The following is a 19,943-nucleotide window of genomic DNA, read 5'->3' as shown; positions in this document are numbered from 1 at the left end:
GTCGCCGACCCGCCGCCCGCGCCGCCGCCCGCCGACGTTGCCGAGGACCGCACCGATGAGAGAAGCCACCAGCCCCGACGGTCGGCCGCGCCGCCGACCGGCGCCACGCACCGCCGCCCTGACCGCGGCCGCCGTCCTGCTGGCGATGGTCGCCGCACCGGTCGGGATCGCCCGGGCCCTGCACGCGCACCAGCCGCTCACCGCCGTCGCCGTGGCCGCCGTGGCGGTGCTCTGGCTGATCGCGGTGGGCGTCGCCGCGACCGGCGCCGAGCGCGCCCGCCGGCTCGCCGAGGAACTGGCCGCGCAGCACGAGGAGACCCGGGCCGCGCTGGTCGCCGCCGGCACCGCCCGGCAGGCCGAGACGGCCGCCCTGGACCGGGCCGCCGCCGCGCTCGCCGAACGGGACGCCGCCCGGGCCGAGCAGGCCCGCGCCGAGGCAGAGCTCGCCGCCGCCCACACCGAGCTGGCCGGACTGCGGATCCGGCTGGACACCGAGCGGGCCGAGGCGGAGTCGGAGCGGGAGCGGGCCGCCGCCGAGCGGGCCGAACTGGAGCGGATCCCCGAGGCCGTACTGCCCGAGGTGGTGAAGAAGCTGCGCGGGGGCGCGGCCGTGGACAGCGCGCTGGCTGCCCACCGCAAGCACCCCCAGTACGCGCTGCTGCGCGCCGTCGGTGAGGAGATCGGCCGGGGCGAGCGGCTGCGGGCCGCCGCACTGGCGGTCTGCGCGACCGCCGCCGGCCGGGTCCAGGCCCTGGCCACGAGCATGCACGCGGAACTGCGCGAGATGCAGCACCGGCACGACGAGGAGGTCCTCGGCGACCTGCTGCGACTCGACCACTCGACCGCCCAGGCGGGCCGGATGGCGGACAGCATCGCGGTCCTCACCGGCGCCCGCTCGGGCCGCCGCTGGGCCAAGCCGATCGCGGTGGAGTCGGTGCTGCGCGGCGCGCTCGGCCGGATCAGTGCCTACCAGCGGGTGCGGCTGCACAACGCCAGCACCGCCGCGGTCGCCGGCTTCGCGGCCGAGGGCGTGATGCACGCGCTGGCCGAGCTGCTCGACAACGCCACCAACTTCTCCGCTCCGCCGTCCGAGGTGCACGTCTACGTCGAGGAGGTGCCCGCCGGTCTGGTGGTCACCGTCGAGGACAGCGGGCTGGGCCTGGGAGACAGTTGGCTGCGCCGGGCCGAACGCGCCGTCTCCGCCGAGCCGCTGGACCTCGCCACGCTCTCCGCGGGTACCCGGCTGGGCCTCGCGGTGGTCGGCGTGCTGGCGCGCAAGCACGGCCTGCAGATCTCCTTCCGGCCGTCAGCGCGCGGTGGCACCGGTGTGGTGATGCTGATCCCGCAGCAGCTGGTCACCCACGTCGCTCCGGCCCCCGCCGCAGCTCCCGCCACGGCGCCCGCGCCCGCGGCGGAGGCCGTGCGCCCCGCGCTCACCCCCGCCCGCCCGGCGCCCGCCTCACTGCCGCCCGCTCCCGGCGCGCCCGACGCCGCACCGGCTCGGGTGCCGACCGCCGTACCGGCCGGCGCGGCCGTCCCGGCACCCGCCGTCCCCGCCCAGGCCCCGGCCGCGCCCGCTCGGATGACCGACAGCGGCCTGCCGCAGCGCCGCCGCGGGCAGACCCTGGCCACCACCACCTCCGCCGCGGCCCCGGTCGCCAAGCCCGTACGGACCGACGCGGCCCGCGCCGCCGCCCGCTTCGGCGCCTTCCGCCGGGCCGCCCAGCCGGCGCTGCCCGCCTCCGGGCCGACGCCGACCGCCTCCGGGCCGACGCCGACCGCGGACACCGACCCCACGCCCGACGCCTCCCCCGTCACCGAGAAGGACACCTGATGAGCAGCGCCCCCGACCGCGACCTCGACTGGCTGTTGGAAAACCTGCTGGCGGCAACCCCCGGCACCCGGCACGCCCTGGTTCTCTCCGCCGACGGCCTCAAGCTCTGCCACACCGCCGGGCTGAGCGCCGACCAGGCCGACCAGCTGTCCGCGATCGCCTCCGGTCTGCAGAGCCTGGCGCACGGCGCCTCGATCGAGTTCGGCGACGGCAGCGGCGGTGTGCGGCAGTCGATGACCGAGTTCCACGGCGGCATCCTGTGCATCGTGGCGGCCGGTGAGGGCGCCCACCTCGCGGTGGTCACGGACGACGACGCGGACGTGGGCGTGGTCGGCCACAACATGCACGGCCTGATCGAGCAGATCGGCATCCACCTCAGCGCGCCCGCCCGGGGCTCGGACTCCGGCGAGGCCGCCGCGCAAGAGAGCGCCGGGATATGACCGGCGGGCCGGTGCTGCCGGGCCGGGACGACGACCCGGACCGCCTCTACACCATCACCGGGGGCCGCAGCCGCGCCCCGGAGAACGCCTTCGACCTGGTCACCCTGATCGTCGCCGAGCGGCAGCCGGCGCCGGGGATGCAGTCGGAGCACGCCCGGATCCTGCGGATGTGCGAGGCCCCGACCGCCGTCGTGGAGGTGGCGGCGGAGCTGTCGCTGCCCGTCTCGGTGGTGAAGATCCTGCTCGGCGACCTGCTGGAGTCCGGGGCGGTCACCGCCCGCCATCCCCGGTTCGCGCCGAACAAGGCCCGGCTGCCCGATCTCGACACGCTGAAGCAGGTGCTGCATGGCCTCCAACGGCTCTGACGTCCCGCCGGTGGGGCGCACCCCGCTGCGGGCGACCGCCGACAACGCGCTGAAGATCGTCGTGGTCGGCGGCTTCGGGGTGGGCAAGACCACCCTGGTCGGCTCGGTCAGCGAGATCCGCCCGCTGAACACCGAGGAGGTGATGACCCGGGCGGGGGAAGGCATCGACCCGGCCGGCAGCTGGGGCAAGCGCTCCACCACGGTCGCCTTCGACTTCGGCCGGATCACCCTGTCCGAGCGGCAGGTGCTGTACCTGTTCGGCGCGCCCGGGCAGGAACGTTTCTGGTTCCTCTGGGACCGGCTGTTCAGCGGCGCCCTGGGAGCGGTCGTCCTGGTGGACACCCGGCGGCTGGAGGACTCCTGGTACGCGATCGACCGGCTGGAGCACCACGGCACCCCGTTCATCGTCGCCCGCAACAACTTCGGCGAACCCGGCCACACCCTGGAGCAGGTCCGTGAGGCCCTGGACCTGCCGCCCGAGGTCCCACTGGTGGACTGCGACGCCCGCGACCGGGAGTCCGGCAAGCGGGTGCTGATCGAACTGGTCCAGCACCTGGCCGCCCTGGCCGGGGCCGAGACCCCGTTGACGTACGAGGAGAGCACCCCGTGACCGAGCCCGCCGTCACCCCGCCCCCGGGCTGCCCGGCGCACGCCGGCGCCACGCCGCTGTACGGGCCGCGCTTCCAGACCGACCCGGCCCAGCTCTACCGCGAGCTGCGCGCCGCCCACGGGCCGGTCGCCCCGGTCGAGCTGGCCGGCGGCGTGCCCGCCTGGCTGGTCATCGGCTACCGGGAGCTGCAGCAGGTCACCGGCCAGCCGCAGCTGTTCGGCCGGGACTCCAGCCGCTGGCACGCCTGGGACACCCTGCCGGCCGACTGGCCGCTGAAGCCGATGATGGCCCCGGTGCCGTCGGTCCTCTACGCCGAGGGCGAGGAGCATGTCCGCCGGTCCCGGGCCGTCACCGACGCGCTGGCCGGGATCGACCCGTACGAGCTGCGCAAGCACTCCGAGGAGATCGCCGACCGGCTGATCGACGAGTTCGCCGGGCGCGGCGAGGCCGACCTGGTCGCCGAGTACGCGCACCGGATGCCGTTGCTGGTGCTGTGCCGGGTCCTCGGCCTGGACGAGGAGCAGGCGCCGCAGCTGATCGCGGCGCTGCTGGCGATGCTGGACGGCGGCGCGGACGCCCCGGCCGGTGCCCAGCGGCTGCTGGAGCTGATGCTCGCGCTGGTCGAGGAGAAGGCCGAGCACCCGGGTGCCGACGTGACCTCGCGGATGCTGGAGCACCAGGCCGGGCTGACCCACGACGAGGTGATGCGCGACCTGCGGGTGCTGTTGATCTCCGGCCACCAGCCGAGCTCGTACTGGATCTCCAACGCGCTGCGCCTGATGCTCACCGACGAGCGCTTCGCCGCATCGCTGGCGGGCGGACGGCGCAGCATCAGCCAGGCGCTCAACGAGGCGCTCTGGGAGGACACGCCGGTCCAGATCTTCGCCGGTCGCTGGGCGGTGCGGGACACCCAGCTCGGCGGCCAGCGGATCGGCGAGGGGGACATGCTGCTGCTCGGCTTCGCCGGGGCCAACGCGGACCCGGCGGTGCGCCGGCCCGACGGCCGTCCGGCCGAGGGCAACCGGGCGCACATGAGCTACTCGTACGGCGAGCACGGCTGCCCGTTCCCGGCCCAGGAGGCGGCCGAGGTGATCGCCACCACCGCGATCGAGGTACTGCTCGACCGGCTGCCGGACCTGCGGCTGGCGGTGGCCGAGCACGCCCTGGTCTGGCGGCCCTCGGCCTGGGTGCGCGGGCTGGTCGCGCTGCCCGTCTCGTTCACCCCGGGCTACTGACCACCGGGCCCACGCCCGAGTCGACCCGATGTCCCCGTACGCGAAGGAGAGTTGCCGCCGATGACCGCTGCCCCGGCCCCGATCGCCCTCGACCCGCTGGCCCGCGACAACGCCGCCGAGGGCGCCCTGCTGCGGGCCGCCGGCCCGGCGGTGCCGGTGGTGCTGCCCGGTGGGGTCTCCGCCTGGGCGGTGACGCGGCACGCGGCCGCGCGGGACCTGCTCACCGACACCCGGCTGGTGAAGGACGCCCGGCACTGGGCGGCCTACCAGCGCGGCGAGGTGCCGAAGACCTGGCCGCTGATCGGCCTGGCGGTGCCGGGCCCGAGCATGGTGACCACGGACGGCGCCGAGCACCGCCGGCTTCGGGCGCTGGTCGCCCAGGCCTTCACCCCGCGCCGGGTCGAGCTGATGCGGCCGCGGGTTGAGGAGACCACCCACGCGCTGCTGGACGTTCTGGCGGCGGGGGAGCCGGTGGTCGACCTCAAGACCGCCTTCGCCTTCCCGCTGCCGATGACGGTGATCTGCTCGCTGCTGGGCGTCCCGGAGTCGGACCACGGTCTGCTGCGCGACCTGTACGAGCGGTTCTTCGGCATCAAGCCCGACCCCGAGGGCATCCAGGCGACCGTCGCCGGGCTGAACGCCTTCGTCAACGGCCTGGTGGCGCAGCGCCGTTCGGCGCCGGGCGACGACCTGGCGAGCGTGCTGCTGGCGGCGGACACCGAGGGCGGGGCGCTCACCGACGCGGAGGCGGCGGCCACCCTGCGGGTGATCATCGCGGCCGGCCACGAGACCACGGTCAACCTGATCGGCAACGCGGTGCGGGCGCTGCTGGCGCACCCGGACCAGCTGGAGCTGGTGCGTTCGGGCCGGGTGTCCTGGGACGCGGTGGTCGAGGAGTCGCTCCGCTGGACGCCGCCGACCAGCAACTTCCTGTTCCGCTTCGCGGCCGAGGACATCGAGGTCGGCGAGCTGGTGATCCCGGCGGGCGAGCCGGTGCTGGTCTCGTACAACGCGATCGGCCGGGACCCGCTGCAGCACGGGGCGACGGCGGAGCTGTTCGACATCACCCGGGACCCGGCCCGGCACCTGTCGTTCGGGCACGGTCCGCACGTCTGTCCGGGCTCGCCGCTGGCCCGGCTGGAGGCGGGGGTCGCGCTGCCGGCGCTGTTCGAGCGCTTCCCGGGGCTCTCGCTGGCGGTGCCGGACGGCGAGCTGCGACCGAGTCCGTCGCTGGTGGTGAACAGCCTGCTGGAGCTGCCCGTCCGGCTGTGGTGACGACGCGTCAGCGATGAAGCCCCGTCCGGGCTCCGGGCGGGGCTTCGGCGTTCGGCCCCCCGGTCGTTCCTGCGGTCGTTCCTGTGGTCGTTCCTGTGGTCGTTCCTGTCGTCGTTCCGCCGGCCGTCGGGTTTCGGGGGTCTTGGTGGGGGCACCGGTCGGTGAAGGTCGACCATGGACCTTGGCGGCGGCCGACGGCTGCGTTAACGTCGTCCAATCGGTTCGGCCGACCGACCCTCCCGGCTACCCCTGCCCGCCCATCTCCGGTACAGCGCGATGTCGTTCAGCCCACCCCAGGCAGCACGCCCTGGCGAGGAGGACCGCATTGACCCTCAACCCGACCGCGCCGACCCCGAGTTCCCGCCGCCGACTGGTCGCCGCACCCGCTCTGCTGGCGGCACTGGCCCTGACCGCGGCCTGCTCGAACAGCTCCGGCGGTTCGGGTGGCGGCGGTGGAGCCGCCCAGACGCTGACCGGTGACTGTGCCAAGTACCAGCCCTACGCGGGCCATTCGGGCACCACGGTGACGATGTTCGCCTCCATCCTCAGCCCGGAGTCGGACAACCTGGAGAAGTCCTGGGCCGAGTTCAGCAGGTGCACCGGGATCAAGATCAGCTACGAGGGGTCCAACGACTTCGAGTCCCAGCTGCCGGTCCGGGTGGCCGGCGGCAACGCCCCGGACTTCGCGATCATCCCGCAGCCGGGCCTGCTGGCCCAGATGGTCAAGAGCGGCAAGGTGGTCAAGCCGCCCGCCCAGACCGTCGCCAACCAGGACAAGTGGAGCCCGGTCTGGAAGACCTACGGCTCCGTCGACGGCACCTTCTACGCGGCCCCCATGAGCGCCAACATGAAGTCGCTGGTCTGGTACTCGCCGAAGGCCTTCGCGGCGGCCGGCTACCAGGTGCCCAAGACCTGGGCGGACCTGATGGCGCTCAGCGACCGGATCGCCAAGGCGGGAGGCCCCAAGCCCTGGTGCGGTGGCATCGCCTCCGGCACCGCCACCGGCTGGCCGGCCACCGACTGGCTGGAAGAGGTGGTGCTGGGCACGTACGGCGGCGACGTCTACGACCAGTGGGTCGGCCACCAGGTGAAGTTCTCCGACCAGAAGATCACCACGGCGATGCAGACCGTCGCCGACTGGATGCTCAACCCCGCCTGGGTGAACGGCGGTTACGGCGACGTCAAGTCGATCGCCACCACCACGTTCCAGGACGCGGGCGCACCGATCCTCACCGGGAAGTGCGCGATGCTCCAGCAGGCCTCCTTCTACGAGGCGCAGTGGCCCAAGGGCACCAAGGTCGCCCCGGACGGCGACGTCTTCGCCTTCCACCTGCCCGCGGTCAACCCGGCGATCGCCAACCCGGTCGAGGGCGGCGGCGAGTTCCTGGCCGCGTTCTCCGGCAAGCCCGAGGTGCAGGCGGTGCAGAACTACCTGTCCAGCTCGGACTGGGCGAGCAGCCGGGTGAAGACCGCGAGCGGCTGGGTCTCGGCCAACCAGGGCGTGGACAAGAGCCTGTACACCGATCCGATCGACAAGCTCTCGGCGGAGGCGCTGACCGACCCGAGCGCGACCTTCCGCTTCGACGCCTCCGACATGATGCCGGCGGCCGTCGGCTCCGGGCAGGAGTGGAAGTCGCTGACCGCCTGGTTCGCGGAGGGGCAGTCGGTCCAGAAGGTCGCGGGCGACATCGACGCCGCCTGGCCGAAGTAGCCCGGCTCGCCCGGCCCGCCCCGCCCGCCCGGGGTCGGCCCCTGGGCCGGCCGTCAGGCCGGGCCTCGGGGCGGGTGCTCGTCGTCGGGGCGGAGTGCGCATACCGGAACCACCTGTCGAGGGCGGTGCGGGACCACCCACCCGCACCGCCCGCCCCCTTCCCACCGGACCCGAAGGGACGTGCAGCCATGTCCGTATCCGGCTCACCGCCGGCCGCCGGCCCCCTGGCCGTCGGCGCCTGGGGTGACGCGGCGGTCAAGTTCGGCAACAGCATCGGCGCGATCGCGGGCTTCCTCGGCATCCTGCTGGTGGTCTTCCTGGCGGCCGGCCGGGCCCGCGGCCGCCTGGCCCGACCCCTGGCCGTGCTGGTCTTCCTCGGGCCGGCGGTGCTCTTGCTGGTCGTCGGCCTGGTGGCACCGCTGATCCGCACCGTGTACCTGAGCCTGCACGACGCGGACGGCGGCAAGTTCGTCGGCGGCGAGAACTTCGGCTGGGCGTTCACCACCGACTCGGTGCAGAAGGTGCTGGTCAACACCCTGCTGTGGCTGGTGGTCGCCCCCCTGGTGGCGACCGGCCTCGGCCTGGTGCTGGCCCTGCTGGTGGACCGGATGCGCGGTCAGGCCGTCTACAAGTCGCTGATCTTCATGCCGATGGCGATCTCGCTGGTCGGCGCCTCGATCATCTTCAAGTTCGTCTACGAGGCCCGCGGCAAGGGCCAGCCGCAGATCGGCCTGCTGAGCCAACTCGCCCATGCGGTGGGCTGGTCGGACCCGCCGAACTGGCTGCTCACCCAACCGCTGAACACCTTCCTGCTGATGGCCGTCATGGTCTGGGTGCAGACCGGGTTCGCGATGGTGGTGCTGTCGGCGGCGATCAAGGCGATCCCGGATGAGGTGGTGGAGGCGGCCCGGTTGGACGGCGCCACCGGGGTGCGGCTGTTCTGGCACGTCACCGTGCCGATGATCCGCACCACGGTGATGGTCGTGCTGACCACCGTCATGATCATCACGCTCAAGGCCTTCGACATCGTCCGCACCATGACCGGCGGCAACTTCGGCACCCAGGTGCTGGCCAACGAGATGTACTCGCAGTCCTTCGTGCAGTTCGACGACGGGCGGGGCGGCGCCCTCGCGGTGCTGCTGTTCCTCGCGGTGCTGCCGCTGGTGGCCTACAACATCGTCCAGCTGCGGAGGGAGCGTGAGGTGCGGTGAGCGGTCGGGAAGCGGTGGGTGACGGGAACGCGGTGGGTGACGGGAGCACGGTGGGCGACCGGGGCTCGGCGGGTGACGGGAGCACGGTGGGCGAACGGGGCTCGGCGGGTGTCCGGGGCCCGGTGGGTGGCGGGGGGACCGCCCGTCACCGGAACCCGGTGCGGAAGCCCTTCAGCAGCCCGCTGGCCTCGGCGTTCGTGATCGCCATGACGGTGCTCTGGACGATCCCGACCCTCGGGCTGCTGGTGACCTCACTGCGCCCCAAGCAGGACGTGACCACCGACGGCTGGTGGAACGCCCTGATCCACCCGGACTTCGGCCTCGGCAACTACCACGCGGTGCTCTTCGAGGGCGGCTCCGGCGGCTCCACCGGGCTGATGCCCTTCCTGGTGAACTCGCTGGCGATCAGCATCCCGGCCACCTTCTTCCCGCTGGTGCTGGCGGCGATGGCGGCGTACGCGCTGGCCTGGGTGCGCTTCCGGGGGAGCGACGTGGTGTTCTTCACGGTGTTCGCCCTTCAGGTGGTGCCGCTCCAGATGGCACTGATCCCGCTGCTGCGGCTGTTCTCCAGCGGCGCCCACCTGGGCTCGCTGACGCTGATCCCCGCGGTGGACCTGAAGGGGAGCTACGCGCCGGTCTGGCTGGCGCACACCATGTTCGCGATGCCGCTGGCGGTGTTCCTGCTGCACAACTTCATCGCCCAGCTGCCCCGCGACCTGATGGAGGCGGCGGTGGTGGACGGCGCCTCGCACTTCAAGATCTTCCGGTCGATCGTGCTGCCACTGTGTGCGCCGGCCCTGGCCTCCTTCGCGATCTTCCAGTTCCTGTGGGTCTGGAACGACCTGCTGGTCGCCCTCACCTTCGCGGGCGGAACGCCGGAGGTGGCGCCGATGACGGTCCGGCTGGCGCAGCTGTCCGGTTCGCTCGGTGGGCGCTGGGAACTGCTCACGGCCGGGGCGTTCCTGTCGATCACCGTGCCGCTGATCGTCTTCTTCAGCCTGCAGCGGTACTTCGTCCGGGGGCTGCTGGCCGGCTCGGTGAAGGGGTAGCCGGGGCGGTTGCCGGGCGGACGCCCCGGCGGGCGCTGGACAGTCGCGGGGCGGTCATGGAGGGGGAGAGCCTGGTCAGACCATTCTGAACATGTTCAGAAGATTCTTTTGAACTTGTTCAGAATGGTCTACAGTCGGCTGCGGCGAAGGCGTTGACGCGTCCGCCGGCGGACCGCCCGGAGGGTGGCTTCCGCGTGCCCGCCGACCACCGAGGGGGACCCATGACAGGCCCGTCCACGCCTGCCCCGACCGATCCGCAGCCCACCTCCGACCCCCAGGGGTCGGGGGACCCGTACGCGTCCTACGCATCCGACCCGTATGCGCCGTACGCGTCGGCGGAACCGCACGGGCCGTACGCGCCGTACGCACCGGCCGCTTCGCACGGGCCGCACGGGCCGCACGGGCCGTACGATCCGCCGGAGGCGTCCGGGCCGACGTTCGCCGAACGGCTTCACGGCACCGACCCCGAGCAGCGGGCGGCGGCCACGCCGCGGGTCCTTCTGTTCGCCCTGGTCACCGGTCTGCTGGCGGCCTGGCTGCTGTACGACGGGGTAGGTGCCAACCTGCTGATCTGCGGTGCCGCCACGGCCGCCGTCGCGGGTGCTGTCGCCCGCGCGGCCGGTCGCCGGATCCGGCCCTGGACGGCTGTCTGGAGCCTGCTGGCCCTCGCCCTGCTCGCCGTGCCTGCCTGCTGGGACGCGGGCTGGCCCGCGCTGCTGGCCTCCGGTTGCGCGTTGGGCCTGGCCTCGCTCGCCCTGCACGGCGGCCGCCGCTGGTCGGGGGTGCTGCTCGCGCTGCCGGCCGTGCTCTGGCAGGCGGTACCGGGCGTGGGCTGGGTCTGGGACGCCATGGAGGGGCGCGCGCTGCCCGGCCGCGGGCGGATCGTCCCGGTGCTCAAGGCGCTCGCGGTCGCCGTCGCGCTGCTGGTCGTCTTCGGCCGGCTGTTCGCGAGCGCCGACCCCGCCATGGCTGACCTGCTGACCGACCTGAGTCCCACTGTCGACGTCCGGCAACTTCCCCTGCGCGGGCTGCTGTTCGCGATCGGGACGCTCACCGCTCTGGGCTTCGCCCACATCGGGGCCGGCCCGCGCCGCTGGGACCGGCTGGCGGTGCGCCCGGGGCGGGAGCGCCGACGGCTGGAGTGGGCGCTGCCCCTGGTCGCGCTCAACCTGATGTTCGGCGCCTTCGCGGTGATCCAGGCCGTCGTGGTGCTGGGCGGTGCCGACGCCGTTCTGAGCAGCACGGGCATGAGCCGCTCCGCGTACGCCCGGCAGGGCTTCTGGCAGCTGAGCGTGATCACCGTGCTGACCCTGGTCGTGGTGGCCGTCGCCAAGCGCTGGGCGCCGCGCACCACCCCGGCCGACCGCCGGCTGGCGCGGATCCTGCTCGGGCTGCTCTGCGTGCTCGCGCTGGCGGTGGTCGCCTCGGCGCTCGGCCGGATGTGGTTCTACGTGGACGCCTCCGGGCTCACCCGGCTGCGGCTGTGGGTGCTGGTGGTCGAGGTCTGGTTGGGCGTCGTCTTCCTGCTGCTGATCACCGCCGGGCTCACCCGCCGCACGGGCTGGCTGCCGCGTGCCGTCGTCCTCAGCGGCATGCTCACCGTCGCGGTGTACGGGCTCATGGGACCGGACGCGATCGTCGCGGAGCAGAACGTGGCCCGGTACGAGCGTTCGCAGCAGATCGACCTGCGCAACGTCCGTGAACTGTCGGCGGACGCGGTGCCCGCCCTCGACCGGCTGCCCGAGCCGCAGCGGAGCTGCGCGCTGCAACTGATCCGGGTCGACCTGGACCGCGACGTCCGGCCCTGGTACGCGGCCGGGACCTCGGTCCTGCGAGCCCGGGGGGTCCTGGCCGACCGGCCGCTGATGGAGGGGCCGGTGCGGGGGCGCGGCGCCTGCGAGTGGGCCGGGCTGGTGTCCGGGGGCGGCTGGTAGCGGTAGCCCTGGTCGGGGAGCGGGAGCGGGAGCGGGAGCGGGAGCGGGAGCGGGAGTGGGGCGGGGCCCGGGCCGCGGAGGGGGAGCGGGCCGCGGAGGGGGAGCGGCGAGGGGGAACGGCCGGGCCGGCCGGGAGCGCGTTGCTCCCGGCCGGCCCGTGGTGGTTCAGCGGCGGATCAGTGCATCGCGATGCCGGCGGAGTCACCGCTCGGCAGGTCGCCGGGCTTCGCCTTGATGGCGAACAGTGCGACCAGCAGCGCGACCCCGGCGAGCGCCGCGCCCACGATGAAGCCGTGCGAAATGCCCTGGGCGAGCACCGAGTTGGCCGCGTCGGAACCCGGCGGGAAGTCGCTCTTGGCGTGGTAGTAGGCCAACTGGTCCGGCGAGGCACTCTGCAGGAAGCTCGGCAACTGCGCCTTGAACTCGGGCACGGCGTAGTGCGCGAAGACCGTGGTCAGGATCGAGAGGCCGAGCGAACCCCCGATCTGCTGCATCGAGTTGAGCAGGCCGGAAGCGGCACCGGTCTCCTCGCCCGGCACGCCCGCGACCGAGAGCAGCATCACCGGGACGAAGATCAGGCCCATGCCGAAGCCGAAGATCACGGTGGGGGCGAGCACGCCGTCCAGGTAGCCGCTGTCCTTGTGGATCTGGGTCAGCCAGGTGAGGCCGACGGTGACCAGCAGCGCGCCGCCCGCCATGAACGGCTTCGGGCCGTACTTGGCCTGCAGGCTCGACGCGACCTGCGCGGCGATGATGATCGACACGCTGATCGGCAGGAACGAGACGCCCGCCTTGAGCGGGCTGTACCCGAGCGGCCCCTGCACGAACAGGACGACGTAGAAGAAGATGCCGAACATGGCCGCGGCCAGGCAGAGCATCATCACCAGGCCGCCGGTGCGGTTGCGGTCGGCGAACAGGTGCAGCGGGGTGATCGGCTGGTCGGTGCGCCGCTCGATCACGAAGAACGCGGCCAGCAGGATCGCCCCGGCGGCGAAGGAGCCGAGCGTCAGACCGTCCGACCAGCCGTCCGAGGCGGCCCGGATGAAGCCGTAGACCAGGCCGACCAGGCCGAGCGTCGAGGTGAGCGCACCGGGGATGTCGAACCGGCCCGGGTGGCGCTCGGACTCGGTGATGTAGCGCGGCGCGGCGATCGCGATCAGCACGGCGATCGGCACGTTGACGAAGAACACCCAGCGCCAGTCGAGGTACTCGGTGAGCACACCGCCGGCCAGCAGGCCGATCGCTGCGCCCGAACCGGCCACCGCCGAGAAGACGCCGAACGCCTTGTTGCGCTCCGGTCCTTCCTCGAAGTTGGTGGCGATCAGGGCGAAAGCGGTCGGTGAACAGATCGCGCCGCCGATGCCCTGGAGCGCGCGGGCGGCCAGCAGCAGCGTGCTGTCCTGGGCGAGGCCGCCCAGCAGCGAGGCCAGGCCGAACAGCAGGGTGCCGAAGATGAACACCCGGCGGCGGCCGAGGATGTCGCCCGCCCGGCCGCCGAGCAGCAGCAGCCCGCCGAAGGTCAGCGTGTAGGCGTTGATGACCCACGACAAGTCGGTGGTGGAGAAGTTCAGCGCGTCCTTGATGTGCGGCAGAGCGATGTTCACGATGGTCGCGTCGAGCACCACCATGAGCTGGGTGGCCGCGATGACTGCCAGGGTGATGCCCTTCCCCCGGCTCTGGCCGTCCTTCGGTGGCGCGTTCTTGCTGAGTGTGTCGGAGATAGCCACGAATGTGCCCCCTGCTGGCTACGTGCTTGGGTGCTTGGGTGCTTGGTTCTGCCGCGGATCTGCTGGCGCGAACATGCCGCTGCGCGGTGGCGCGGCCTAGGAAGGAACGGTGCCGTTCACTAATCTGGACGATATCCTGGCGCGGATAGTGAACGCAAGCGTTCCTTACGGAGGTTGGCGATGGATCGGTTGGTGCGGCGCCTGACGGCGGACCGGGCGTCCGGTCGGGCGGCCGCCCGACCGGCGGAGGAGGCGGATCCGCCGTTCCCGGTGCGGGTGGGGCCGGGGGTGTCCGGGGCGCCGGGGTCGTGCGGGGTGCCGGCGACGTCCGCCGCGCCTGCGGATCCCGGCGTGGCGGTGGAGCCTGCGGTGCCCGCGGGTTCCGGCGTGGCGGCGGAACCCGAGTCCCGTTGTTCGATGCGGGCCGCCCGGGAGGCGCTGGTGCGACCGGTGCGGCGTCGGGGGAAGGAGTTGGAGAACGCGATCTTCGAAGCCGCGCTCGACCAGCTCACCTCCGGCGGGTACGCGCGACTGACGATGGAAGGCGTCGCCGCTGCGGCGCGAACCGGGAAGGCCGCGCTCTACCGGCGCTGGGCGTCCAAGGTTGAACTCGTCATCGACGCCCTGGACTCCACTCTCCCACGCCCTCACGGGGTCCCCGATCTCGGGTCCGCCCGTGCCGAATTGCTGCAGCTCATCGAGCTGTTCACGGACGCGATCGGCTCCCGCTCGGGCGCCGCCCTGCACGCACTGATGGCCGAGCTGTCCCAGCAACAGGCCGAGGTGTTCAAGGACTTCATCGTGCAGCGGGTGATCGGGCCGACCAAGGACACCATCCTGGACATCCTCCGTCGCGGCGTCGCGCGCGGGGAGGTCAGGCCCGACGCGGTCTCCCCGCTGGTTGCCGACGTCGTCCCGGCGATGCTGATGTTCCAGGTCAAGGTCTTCGACGGGGGGCTGGCCCCCGACTTCGCGGTCCGGCTGGTGGACGACGTGCTGGTCCCGATGGTCCGGCAGCCGTAGCCGGGCGCCGGCGGGCGTGTCTGGGTGGTCCTCCCGGGAGGCAGGTGGGCGGCAGGTGGCCGGGTGGGTGGCCGCTGCGTGGGCGGCCGTCCCGGGCGGCCGTCCCGGGCGGCCGTCCCGGGCGGCAGATGGGCGGCAGGCGGGCAGGTGGGTGGGCGGCGTCCGGGAGGGTCCGTGAGCGGGCTTAGGCTGGAGACTGCCCCACTGGAGCGGGCTGCCTCGCCCGAACCGGGCTGTCCTGCCCGACGGGGCTGCTTTGCCGAACGGAGTCCGTGATGCCCATCGTCCCGCCGACGCACTCCGTCGAACGCTCGCTGCGCCGGGCGGGCGCCAAGATCGTGGTCGGGCTGGACGAGGTGGGGCGCGGCGCATGGGCCGGACCGGTCACCGTCGGCGCGGCCGTCACCGGTCTGCGCAGGGCGCCGGAGGGGCTCACCGACTCCAAGCTGCTCACCGAACTGCGCCGCCAGGCCCTCGCGCCGGTGCTCGCCGAGTGGGTTACCGCGTACGCACTCGGTCACGCCTCGCCGCAGGAGTGTGACGAGCTCGGCATGACGGCGGCGCTGCGGCTGGCCGCCGTCCGCGCGCTGGAGGCGCTGCCGGTCGAGCCCGACGCGGTGATCCTGGACGGCAAGCACGACTACCTCGGCGGCCCGTGGCGGGTGCGCACGGTGATCAAGGGCGACCAGTCCTGCATCTGCGTCTCCGCCGCCTCGGTGCTCGCCAAGGTCCACCGCGACGGACTGATGGCCGAATTGGGCGGAACCTGCCCGGAGTACGGCTTCGCGGACAACGCCGGATATCCCTCCCCGGTGCACCGCGCCGCACTGGAGGAGTTCGGCCCCACCGAGCACCACCGGCTCTCCTGGGCGTACTTGGACGCACTGCCGAAGTGGCGCCACCTGAAGCGCGGTCGGGACGTCGTGGGTGCGGCCGAGGGCTCCGCCGACGAACAGTTGACGCTCGGTTTCTGACAGTCCGTCTGGAATTGCCCCGGGCGGGAGCGGGGAGGCCCGGTGCCCAAGGGGTGGGGCGCCCGTGCGCGTTCGACCGGCATTTGATAGATATCCGGGTATGCCTGTCTTCCCCGAGGAGCCGGAGATTCACGAGAGCCTCCCGGGCCCCGGCGTTCCCTTCCCCCGCGAGTCGGACGCACAAGCCCTCCATGCGACTGTCACCGGCAGCGCACCCGCCAGCGCACCCGCCACCACCGCCGCCGCACCGCTCCCGGTGCCCGGCCCCCGTCCGGCGCCCCCGCGTCCGGCACCGCCGCGTGCCGACCGCCCGGGCCCGCCGCGGCTGATCCCCAAGCCCGGTCCGGCGCCGCGCCGCCCGGCCCCGGCCCCGGCCACGCCGCAGGTCGAGGTCCAGCGCGTCGCCGCCACCCCGGCCCAGGCGCTGGAGCGCGCCGATGACGCGGTCGACCGCCTGCTGGACTCGGGCCGCGACCCGGGCGACATCCTGGTGCTGACCGTCGGTGAGGCGCACCCCTGGCAGCAGCACGAGCTCTCCTTCGGCGAGGAGCGCTACTGGGCGCAGCTCACCGAGGGCGGGGACGTGTTCTACGCCGACGCCGCGCTGACCCGGCCGGTCCGCCGCGAGGTGGTCGTCCTGGTGGTCAACGGCGGTTCGGCCGCCCGGGCCGCCGAGGCGTACACCGGGGCGCTGGGCCGCGCGACCTCGCTGCTGGTGGTCTGCGGGGAGGCCGGCCCGGCCGCCGCGGCGGCGGTCGGTGCCGCACCGGGGCGTCCGGTCAAGGCCTGACCGGAGGTCCGGCAGTCGTCTTCGCTCCGGGCCCGGCGCCTCACGGCGCCGGGCCCGGAGTCCGTCCGCAGTGCGCCGACCGGCCGCGCTGTCCCGTTACGCGGTCCTGGTGCGCGGTCCTGTTGTGCTTTGCCGCAGCCCTTTCCCGTGCTCATGGCTGTGCCCGTAGCGGAAACCGGCGCCCGGGTCGGGTGGCCGGACCGGGCGTCCGGGCCGGGCGCCCGGTGCGCGAGCTGGTCGTTCGGGGCGGCGCGTTCCGGGCCGCTCAGCGCGTGCCGGTGCGGCGGTTCGGTTCGACGGCCGTGACCCGCGAGGGGACCCACGGGGGCTCGGACTGCTGGGAGCGCAACGGAGCGTCGGCCCGCTTGGCCTGCTCGGCCGCCTGCTGCCGGGCGCGCTGGCTGCGCGGGGTGTCGTCGAGCGCCGATCGCGGCGGCAGTTCCGTCACGGTGTGCACCGGCCCGTCCGCCCACGAACCCGCGTGCGGATTGCGCCCGCCGCGTCCGTCGCCGAGGATCTGCCAGCCCGCCGGGGTGAGCCCGATGTACGAGCCGCAGCGCAGCCCGTGCAGCCCGGCCGCGTCCCGGAGCGCCCACATCCAGGCGCCGTCCTGCTCCGTCCAGCCGGGCGCGCCGTCGCGGCAGCGCAGCAGCACGGCCGTCCGGGTCGGCGTGAGCAGTCGCAGGTCGTGCGGGGTGACCCGGCGCAGGTGCGTCAGCAGGGCGTTCCGGTGCTGCCAGCCGTCGGTGTCGTGCGGCCAGGGCGTGAAGGAGGCCGAGGCGGCGAGGTGGTGGAGCGCGTCCAGGACGGCGACCACGACCGTGCCCGGCTGGGGCAGGTGACGCTGGTGCAGTTCCAGGACGAACTCGCGCGGATCGCGCAGCAACGGGATCCCCGAGGCGGTCCAGGTCTCCAGGTCCAGCAGCCGTCTGGGCGCCGAACTCCTGGAGAGGGGATGTTGACCTCGGCCGATACCGTTGATCACGATCCTCCTTCCTGGCCCGCGGGCAGGCGGGTGCCTGGGTACGCCGAAGGGCGGGTCCAGCGGACCGGGTTTCGGGTACCTCCCAATTCTCGGGGTAACGGGGCCGGAGCGGCAATGATGAAATGACGAACGCCATCCGATAGCCCATGGTCTGCCGGATATGTTCCACGGAGGCCCCGGCGCGCTCCGGGTGCCACCCGGCCTTGATCCGCACTGCGCCAAGGTCACGGCGAGCTGTCGTCGGCATGGTGGCCACTCCTTTCTCGGGTCGGGTCTCCGGTGTGATCGAAATCGCCCCGCCAACTCCTTTCTGTTGGGCCGTTCGAGTGAAGGCGGTTGCGGGTGCGGCGGCCGGTCGCCGCCCGCTCACCCCTGTACGGCCAGGACCAGGGGCAGCACCGCTCCGGCCCCCGCCCGACGCAGCAGCCGGGCGGCCACGGTGACCGTCCACCCCGAGTCCACGAGGTCGTCCACCAGCAGCACCGGCCCGGCGGCGGCCGCCACCGCCTGTTCCAGCTCCGGCGGCAGGACCAGCGCCCCGGCCAGCGAGTGGAGTCGCTGGGCACTGTTGCTGCGGGCCCCGTGCGGGGGCCGCCCGCCGGCGTACTCGATCCGGCCGAGCAGCGGCAGCCGTCCGATCTCGGCGATCCGCGCGCCGAGGCTGCCGACCAGCTGGGGGCGGGTCGAGGAGGCCATGGTCACCACGCCGACCGGGCGGTCCAGCCGGGTGCCCTCCGCCGTCGCGGGTCCGGCCCAGCCGCCCGGGCCGCGCGCCCAGTCGGCGAGCACCGCCACCAGCGCGTCCACCGCCTCGCCGGGCACGGGCACGTCCGGCGCCTGCTCGGCGAGCAGGGTGCGCAGCCGGTTGCCCCAGCCGATGTCGGACAGCCGGCCGAGCGCCCGGCCGGTCTCCGCCTGCTCGCCCGCCGGGATCCGGCCCTTCAGCGGCACCCCGAGCGCGTCCATCCCGGTGGGCCAGAGCCGGCGGGGCTCGAAACTCACGCCCGGGCGGCCGAGCGCGGCCCGGGCCGCGGCCAGCGTCGCTTCGGAGACCTCCGGCGTGTGCAGCGGCCCCGCGCAGTTGTCGCACCGCCCGCACGGCGCGGCCTGTTCGTCGTCCAGCTGGCGGCGCAGGAACTCCATCCGGCAGCCGGTGGTCGCGGCGTAGTCGCGCATCGCCCGCTGCTCCGCCTCCCGGGAGGCGGCGACCTTCGCGTAGCGGGCCGTGTCGTACTCCCAGCTCTGCCCGGTGGCCGTCCAGCCGCCCTTGACCCGGCGGACCGCGCCGTCCACGTCCAGCACCTTGAGCATGGTCTCCAGCCGGGCGCGGCGCAGGTCCACCCTGGGCTCCAGGGCGGCGGTGGACAGCGGGCGGCCGGCCTCGGCGAGCGCGTCGATGGTGCGCCGCACCTGCTCCTCCGGCGGGAAGGCGAGCGAGGCGAAGTAGCGCCAGATCGCCTCGTCCTCGCGCCCGGGCAGCAGCAGGACCTCGGCCCGGTCCACACCACGCCCGGCCCGGCCGACCTGCTGGTAGTAGGCGATCGGCGAACTGGGCGAGCCCAGGTGGACCACGAAGCCGAGGTCGGGCTTGTCGAAGCCCATGCCGAGCGCGGAGGTGGCGACCAGCGCCTTGACCCGGTTGGCCAGCAGGTCGGCCTCGGCGGTGCGGCGCTCGGCGTCCTCGGTGCGGCCGGAGTAGGAAGCTACCGGGAAGCCGCGCTCGCGCAGGAAGGCGGTGACCTCCTCGGCGGCGGCCACCGTCAGGGTGTAGACGATGCCCGAGCCGGGGAGCCGGTCGAGGTGGTCGGCCAGCCAGGCGAGCCGGTGCGCCGGATCGGGCAGGGCGAGCACTCCCAGGGTGAGGCTCTCCCGGTCGAGCGGACCGCGCAGCACCAGGGCGTGCTCGTCGGTGGTGCCGGTGCCGAGCTGCTCGGCGACGTCCGCGGTGACCCGCGCGTTGGCGGTGGCGGTGGTGGCGAGCACCGGGACGCCCGGCGGCAGGTCGGCGAGCATGGTGCGCAGCCGGCGGTAGTCGGGGCGGAAGTCGTGGCCCCAGTCGGAGATGCAGTGCGCCTCGTCGACCACCAGGAGGCCGGTGGAGGCGGCGAGCTTCGGCAGCACCTGGTCGCGGAAGTCCGGGTTGTTCAGCCGCTCGGGGCTGACCAGCAGGATGTCGACCTTGCCGGCGGCGACCTCGGACTGGATCTCCTCCCACTCCTCGGTGTTGGCCGAGTTGATGGTGCGCGCGTGGATGCCGGCCCGGGCCGCCGACTCGACCTGGTTGCGCATCAGGGCGAGCAGCGGGGAGACGATCACCGTCGGCCCGGCGCCGCCGGCGCGAAGCAGGGCGGTGGCGATGAAGTAGACCGCGGACTTTCCCCAGCCGGTGCGCTGGACGACCAGGGCGCGGCGGTGGTCGACCACGAGGGCCTCGATGGCCGTCCACTGGTCCTCGCGCAGGCTGGCGGCGGGGCCGGCCAGCTCGCGCAGGACGGCCTCGGCCCGCGCCCGGACCCCGGCGCGGTCGGCGGTGGCGATGGTGTGGATGTCGGGCTGCTTCATGGCGTCGATGTAACCCCATGCCGCCGACAAGGGGCGAATGCGGGCTGGGTGCTGCCGGGGAAGGTGGAGTGTATTTCATCCGGAGATCAGCTGAACGGATGTCAAAATCCGCTCTTCCGAGTGAGTGTCGTGTGCTCCGAATGGATGAAGGAAAATCCGGAGGCCGAGTTATCCACAGGAAAGAAGAAAATTCCGGGGCCGCCGTCGGGGAGCGCGCA

16 protein-coding genes are annotated in these 19,943 nt (G+C 73.6%); 13 read left to right on the top strand and 3 right to left on the bottom strand.

Annotated elements, in window-relative coordinates:
- Positions 1 to 55: 55 nt before the first annotated feature.
- The 10 genes from ACZ6Z8_RS32040 (at position 56) to ACZ6Z8_RS31995 (ending at position 11,664) form a co-directional block, all read left to right on the top strand.
- Complete coding sequence (locus ACZ6Z8_RS32040) at positions 56 to 1,834, top strand: sensor histidine kinase (RefSeq protein WP_465613537.1); 1,779 nt, start codon at positions 56 to 58, stop codon at positions 1,832 to 1,834.
- Positions 1,834 to 2,274 carry a roadblock/LC7 domain-containing protein gene (locus tag ACZ6Z8_RS32035; protein WP_030285355.1) on the top strand — a complete coding sequence of 147 codons (441 nt, stop codon included), beginning with the start codon at positions 1,834 to 1,836 and terminating at the stop codon, positions 2,272 to 2,274. Before ACZ6Z8_RS32040 ends, ACZ6Z8_RS32035 begins: the two co-directional genes overlap by 1 nt.
- Positions 2,271 to 2,639, top strand: coding sequence for a DUF742 domain-containing protein (locus tag ACZ6Z8_RS32030; RefSeq protein ID WP_402827457.1), 369 nt, complete (start codon positions 2,271 to 2,273; stop codon positions 2,637 to 2,639). The genes ACZ6Z8_RS32035 and ACZ6Z8_RS32030 overlap by 4 nt, the downstream gene beginning before the upstream one ends.
- Positions 2,620 to 3,249 carry a GTP-binding protein gene (locus ACZ6Z8_RS32025; RefSeq protein ID WP_465613536.1) on the top strand — a complete coding sequence of 210 codons (630 nt, stop codon included), beginning with the start codon at positions 2,620 to 2,622 and terminating at the stop codon, positions 3,247 to 3,249. Before ACZ6Z8_RS32030 ends, ACZ6Z8_RS32025 begins: the two co-directional genes overlap by 20 nt.
- On the top strand, positions 3,246 to 4,484 hold the full coding sequence (locus ACZ6Z8_RS32020) for a cytochrome P450 (RefSeq protein WP_465613535.1): 1,239 nt from the start codon (positions 3,246 to 3,248) through the stop codon (positions 4,482 to 4,484). Before ACZ6Z8_RS32025 ends, ACZ6Z8_RS32020 begins: the two co-directional genes overlap by 4 nt.
- 60 nt (positions 4,485 to 4,544) lie before the next feature.
- On the top strand, positions 4,545 to 5,759 hold the full coding sequence (locus ACZ6Z8_RS32015; RefSeq protein ID WP_465613534.1) for a cytochrome P450 family protein: 1,215 nt from the start codon (positions 4,545 to 4,547) through the stop codon (positions 5,757 to 5,759).
- Between the two features lie 325 nt (positions 5,760 to 6,084).
- Complete coding sequence (locus tag ACZ6Z8_RS32010; protein WP_465613533.1) at positions 6,085 to 7,470, top strand: ABC transporter substrate-binding protein; 1,386 nt, start codon at positions 6,085 to 6,087, stop codon at positions 7,468 to 7,470.
- Positions 7,471 to 7,658: 188 nt separating this feature from the next.
- On the top strand, positions 7,659 to 8,681 hold the full coding sequence (locus ACZ6Z8_RS32005; protein WP_465613532.1) for a carbohydrate ABC transporter permease: 1,023 nt from the start codon (positions 7,659 to 7,661) through the stop codon (positions 8,679 to 8,681).
- A 158-nt stretch (positions 8,682 to 8,839) separates the two neighbouring features.
- Positions 8,840 to 9,730 carry a carbohydrate ABC transporter permease gene (locus ACZ6Z8_RS32000; RefSeq protein ID WP_465613531.1) on the top strand — a complete coding sequence of 297 codons (891 nt, stop codon included), beginning with the start codon at positions 8,840 to 8,842 and terminating at the stop codon, positions 9,728 to 9,730.
- A 221-nt stretch (positions 9,731 to 9,951) separates the two neighbouring features.
- Complete coding sequence (locus ACZ6Z8_RS31995; RefSeq protein WP_465613530.1) at positions 9,952 to 11,664, top strand: DUF4153 domain-containing protein; 1,713 nt, start codon at positions 9,952 to 9,954, stop codon at positions 11,662 to 11,664.
- Positions 11,665 to 11,840: 176 nt separating this feature from the next.
- Here the strand turns inward: ACZ6Z8_RS31995 and ACZ6Z8_RS31990 are convergent, their stop codons facing one another.
- Entirely contained in the window at positions 11,841 to 13,292 is a 1,452-nt protein-coding gene (locus ACZ6Z8_RS31990; RefSeq protein ID WP_465613570.1) for an MFS transporter, read from the bottom strand.
- A gap of 450 nt (positions 13,293 to 13,742) precedes the next feature.
- Here ACZ6Z8_RS31990 and ACZ6Z8_RS31985 point away from each other — a divergent pair, with 450 nt between their 5' ends.
- The 3 genes from ACZ6Z8_RS31985 to ACZ6Z8_RS31975 all read left to right on the top strand — a co-directional run bounded on the left by ACZ6Z8_RS31985 (position 13,743) and on the right by ACZ6Z8_RS31975 (position 16,178).
- On the top strand, positions 13,743 to 14,414 hold the full coding sequence (locus ACZ6Z8_RS31985; protein WP_465613529.1) for a TetR-like C-terminal domain-containing protein: 672 nt from the start codon (positions 13,743 to 13,745) through the stop codon (positions 14,412 to 14,414).
- Positions 14,415 to 14,689: 275 nt separating this feature from the next.
- A complete protein-coding gene (locus ACZ6Z8_RS31980; RefSeq protein ID WP_465613528.1) occupies positions 14,690 to 15,388 on the top strand; it encodes a ribonuclease HII in 699 nt (232 codons plus the stop codon).
- A 100-nt stretch (positions 15,389 to 15,488) separates the two neighbouring features.
- A complete protein-coding gene (locus ACZ6Z8_RS31975; protein WP_465613527.1) occupies positions 15,489 to 16,178 on the top strand; it encodes a hypothetical protein in 690 nt (229 codons plus the stop codon).
- Positions 16,179 to 16,443: 265 nt separating this feature from the next.
- Here the strand turns inward: ACZ6Z8_RS31975 and ACZ6Z8_RS31970 are convergent, their stop codons facing one another.
- On the bottom strand, positions 16,444 to 17,103 hold the full coding sequence (locus ACZ6Z8_RS31970; protein ID WP_465613569.1) for a hypothetical protein: 660 nt from the start codon (positions 17,101 to 17,103) through the stop codon (positions 16,444 to 16,446).
- A gap of 426 nt (positions 17,104 to 17,529) precedes the next feature.
- Complete coding sequence (locus ACZ6Z8_RS31965) at positions 17,530 to 19,725, bottom strand: RecQ family ATP-dependent DNA helicase (protein ID WP_465613526.1); 2,196 nt, start codon at positions 19,723 to 19,725, stop codon at positions 17,530 to 17,532.
- Positions 19,726 to 19,943: the final 218 nt, after the last annotated feature.

The sequence above is a fragment of the Kitasatospora sp. NPDC101108 genome (assembly GCF_055584725.1).
This window is presented reverse-complemented; position numbering and strand designations above follow the sequence as displayed.

Bases quoted from the DNA above. Each gene is read 5' to 3' on its own strand.
- ACZ6Z8_RS32025 (WP_465613536.1), top strand. From the start codon at position 2,620: ATGGCCTCCAACGGCTCTGACGTCCCGCCGGTGGGGCGCACCCCGCTG.
- ACZ6Z8_RS32015 (WP_465613534.1), top strand. From the start codon at position 4,545: ATGACCGCTGCCCCGGCCCCGATCGCCCTCGACCCGCTGGCCCGCGAC.
- ACZ6Z8_RS31965 (WP_465613526.1), bottom strand. From the start codon at position 19,725: ATGAAGCAGCCCGACATCCACACCATCGCCACCGCCGACCGCGCCGGG.
- ACZ6Z8_RS31975 (WP_465613527.1), top strand. From the start codon at position 15,489: ATGCCTGTCTTCCCCGAGGAGCCGGAGATTCACGAGAGCCTCCCGGGC.
- ACZ6Z8_RS32030 (WP_402827457.1), top strand. From the start codon at position 2,271: ATGACCGGCGGGCCGGTGCTGCCGGGCCGGGACGACGACCCGGACCGC.
- ACZ6Z8_RS31995 (WP_465613530.1), top strand. From the start codon at position 9,952: ATGACAGGCCCGTCCACGCCTGCCCCGACCGATCCGCAGCCCACCTCC.
- ACZ6Z8_RS32040 (WP_465613537.1), top strand. From the start codon at position 56: ATGAGAGAAGCCACCAGCCCCGACGGTCGGCCGCGCCGCCGACCGGCG.
- ACZ6Z8_RS32035 (WP_030285355.1), top strand. From the start codon at position 1,834: ATGAGCAGCGCCCCCGACCGCGACCTCGACTGGCTGTTGGAAAACCTG.
- ACZ6Z8_RS32005 (WP_465613532.1), top strand. From the start codon at position 7,659: ATGTCCGTATCCGGCTCACCGCCGGCCGCCGGCCCCCTGGCCGTCGGC.
- ACZ6Z8_RS31980 (WP_465613528.1), top strand. From the start codon at position 14,690: ATGCCCATCGTCCCGCCGACGCACTCCGTCGAACGCTCGCTGCGCCGG.
- ACZ6Z8_RS31990 (WP_465613570.1), bottom strand. From the start codon at position 13,292: ATGGTGGTGCTCGACGCGACCATCGTGAACATCGCTCTGCCGCACATC.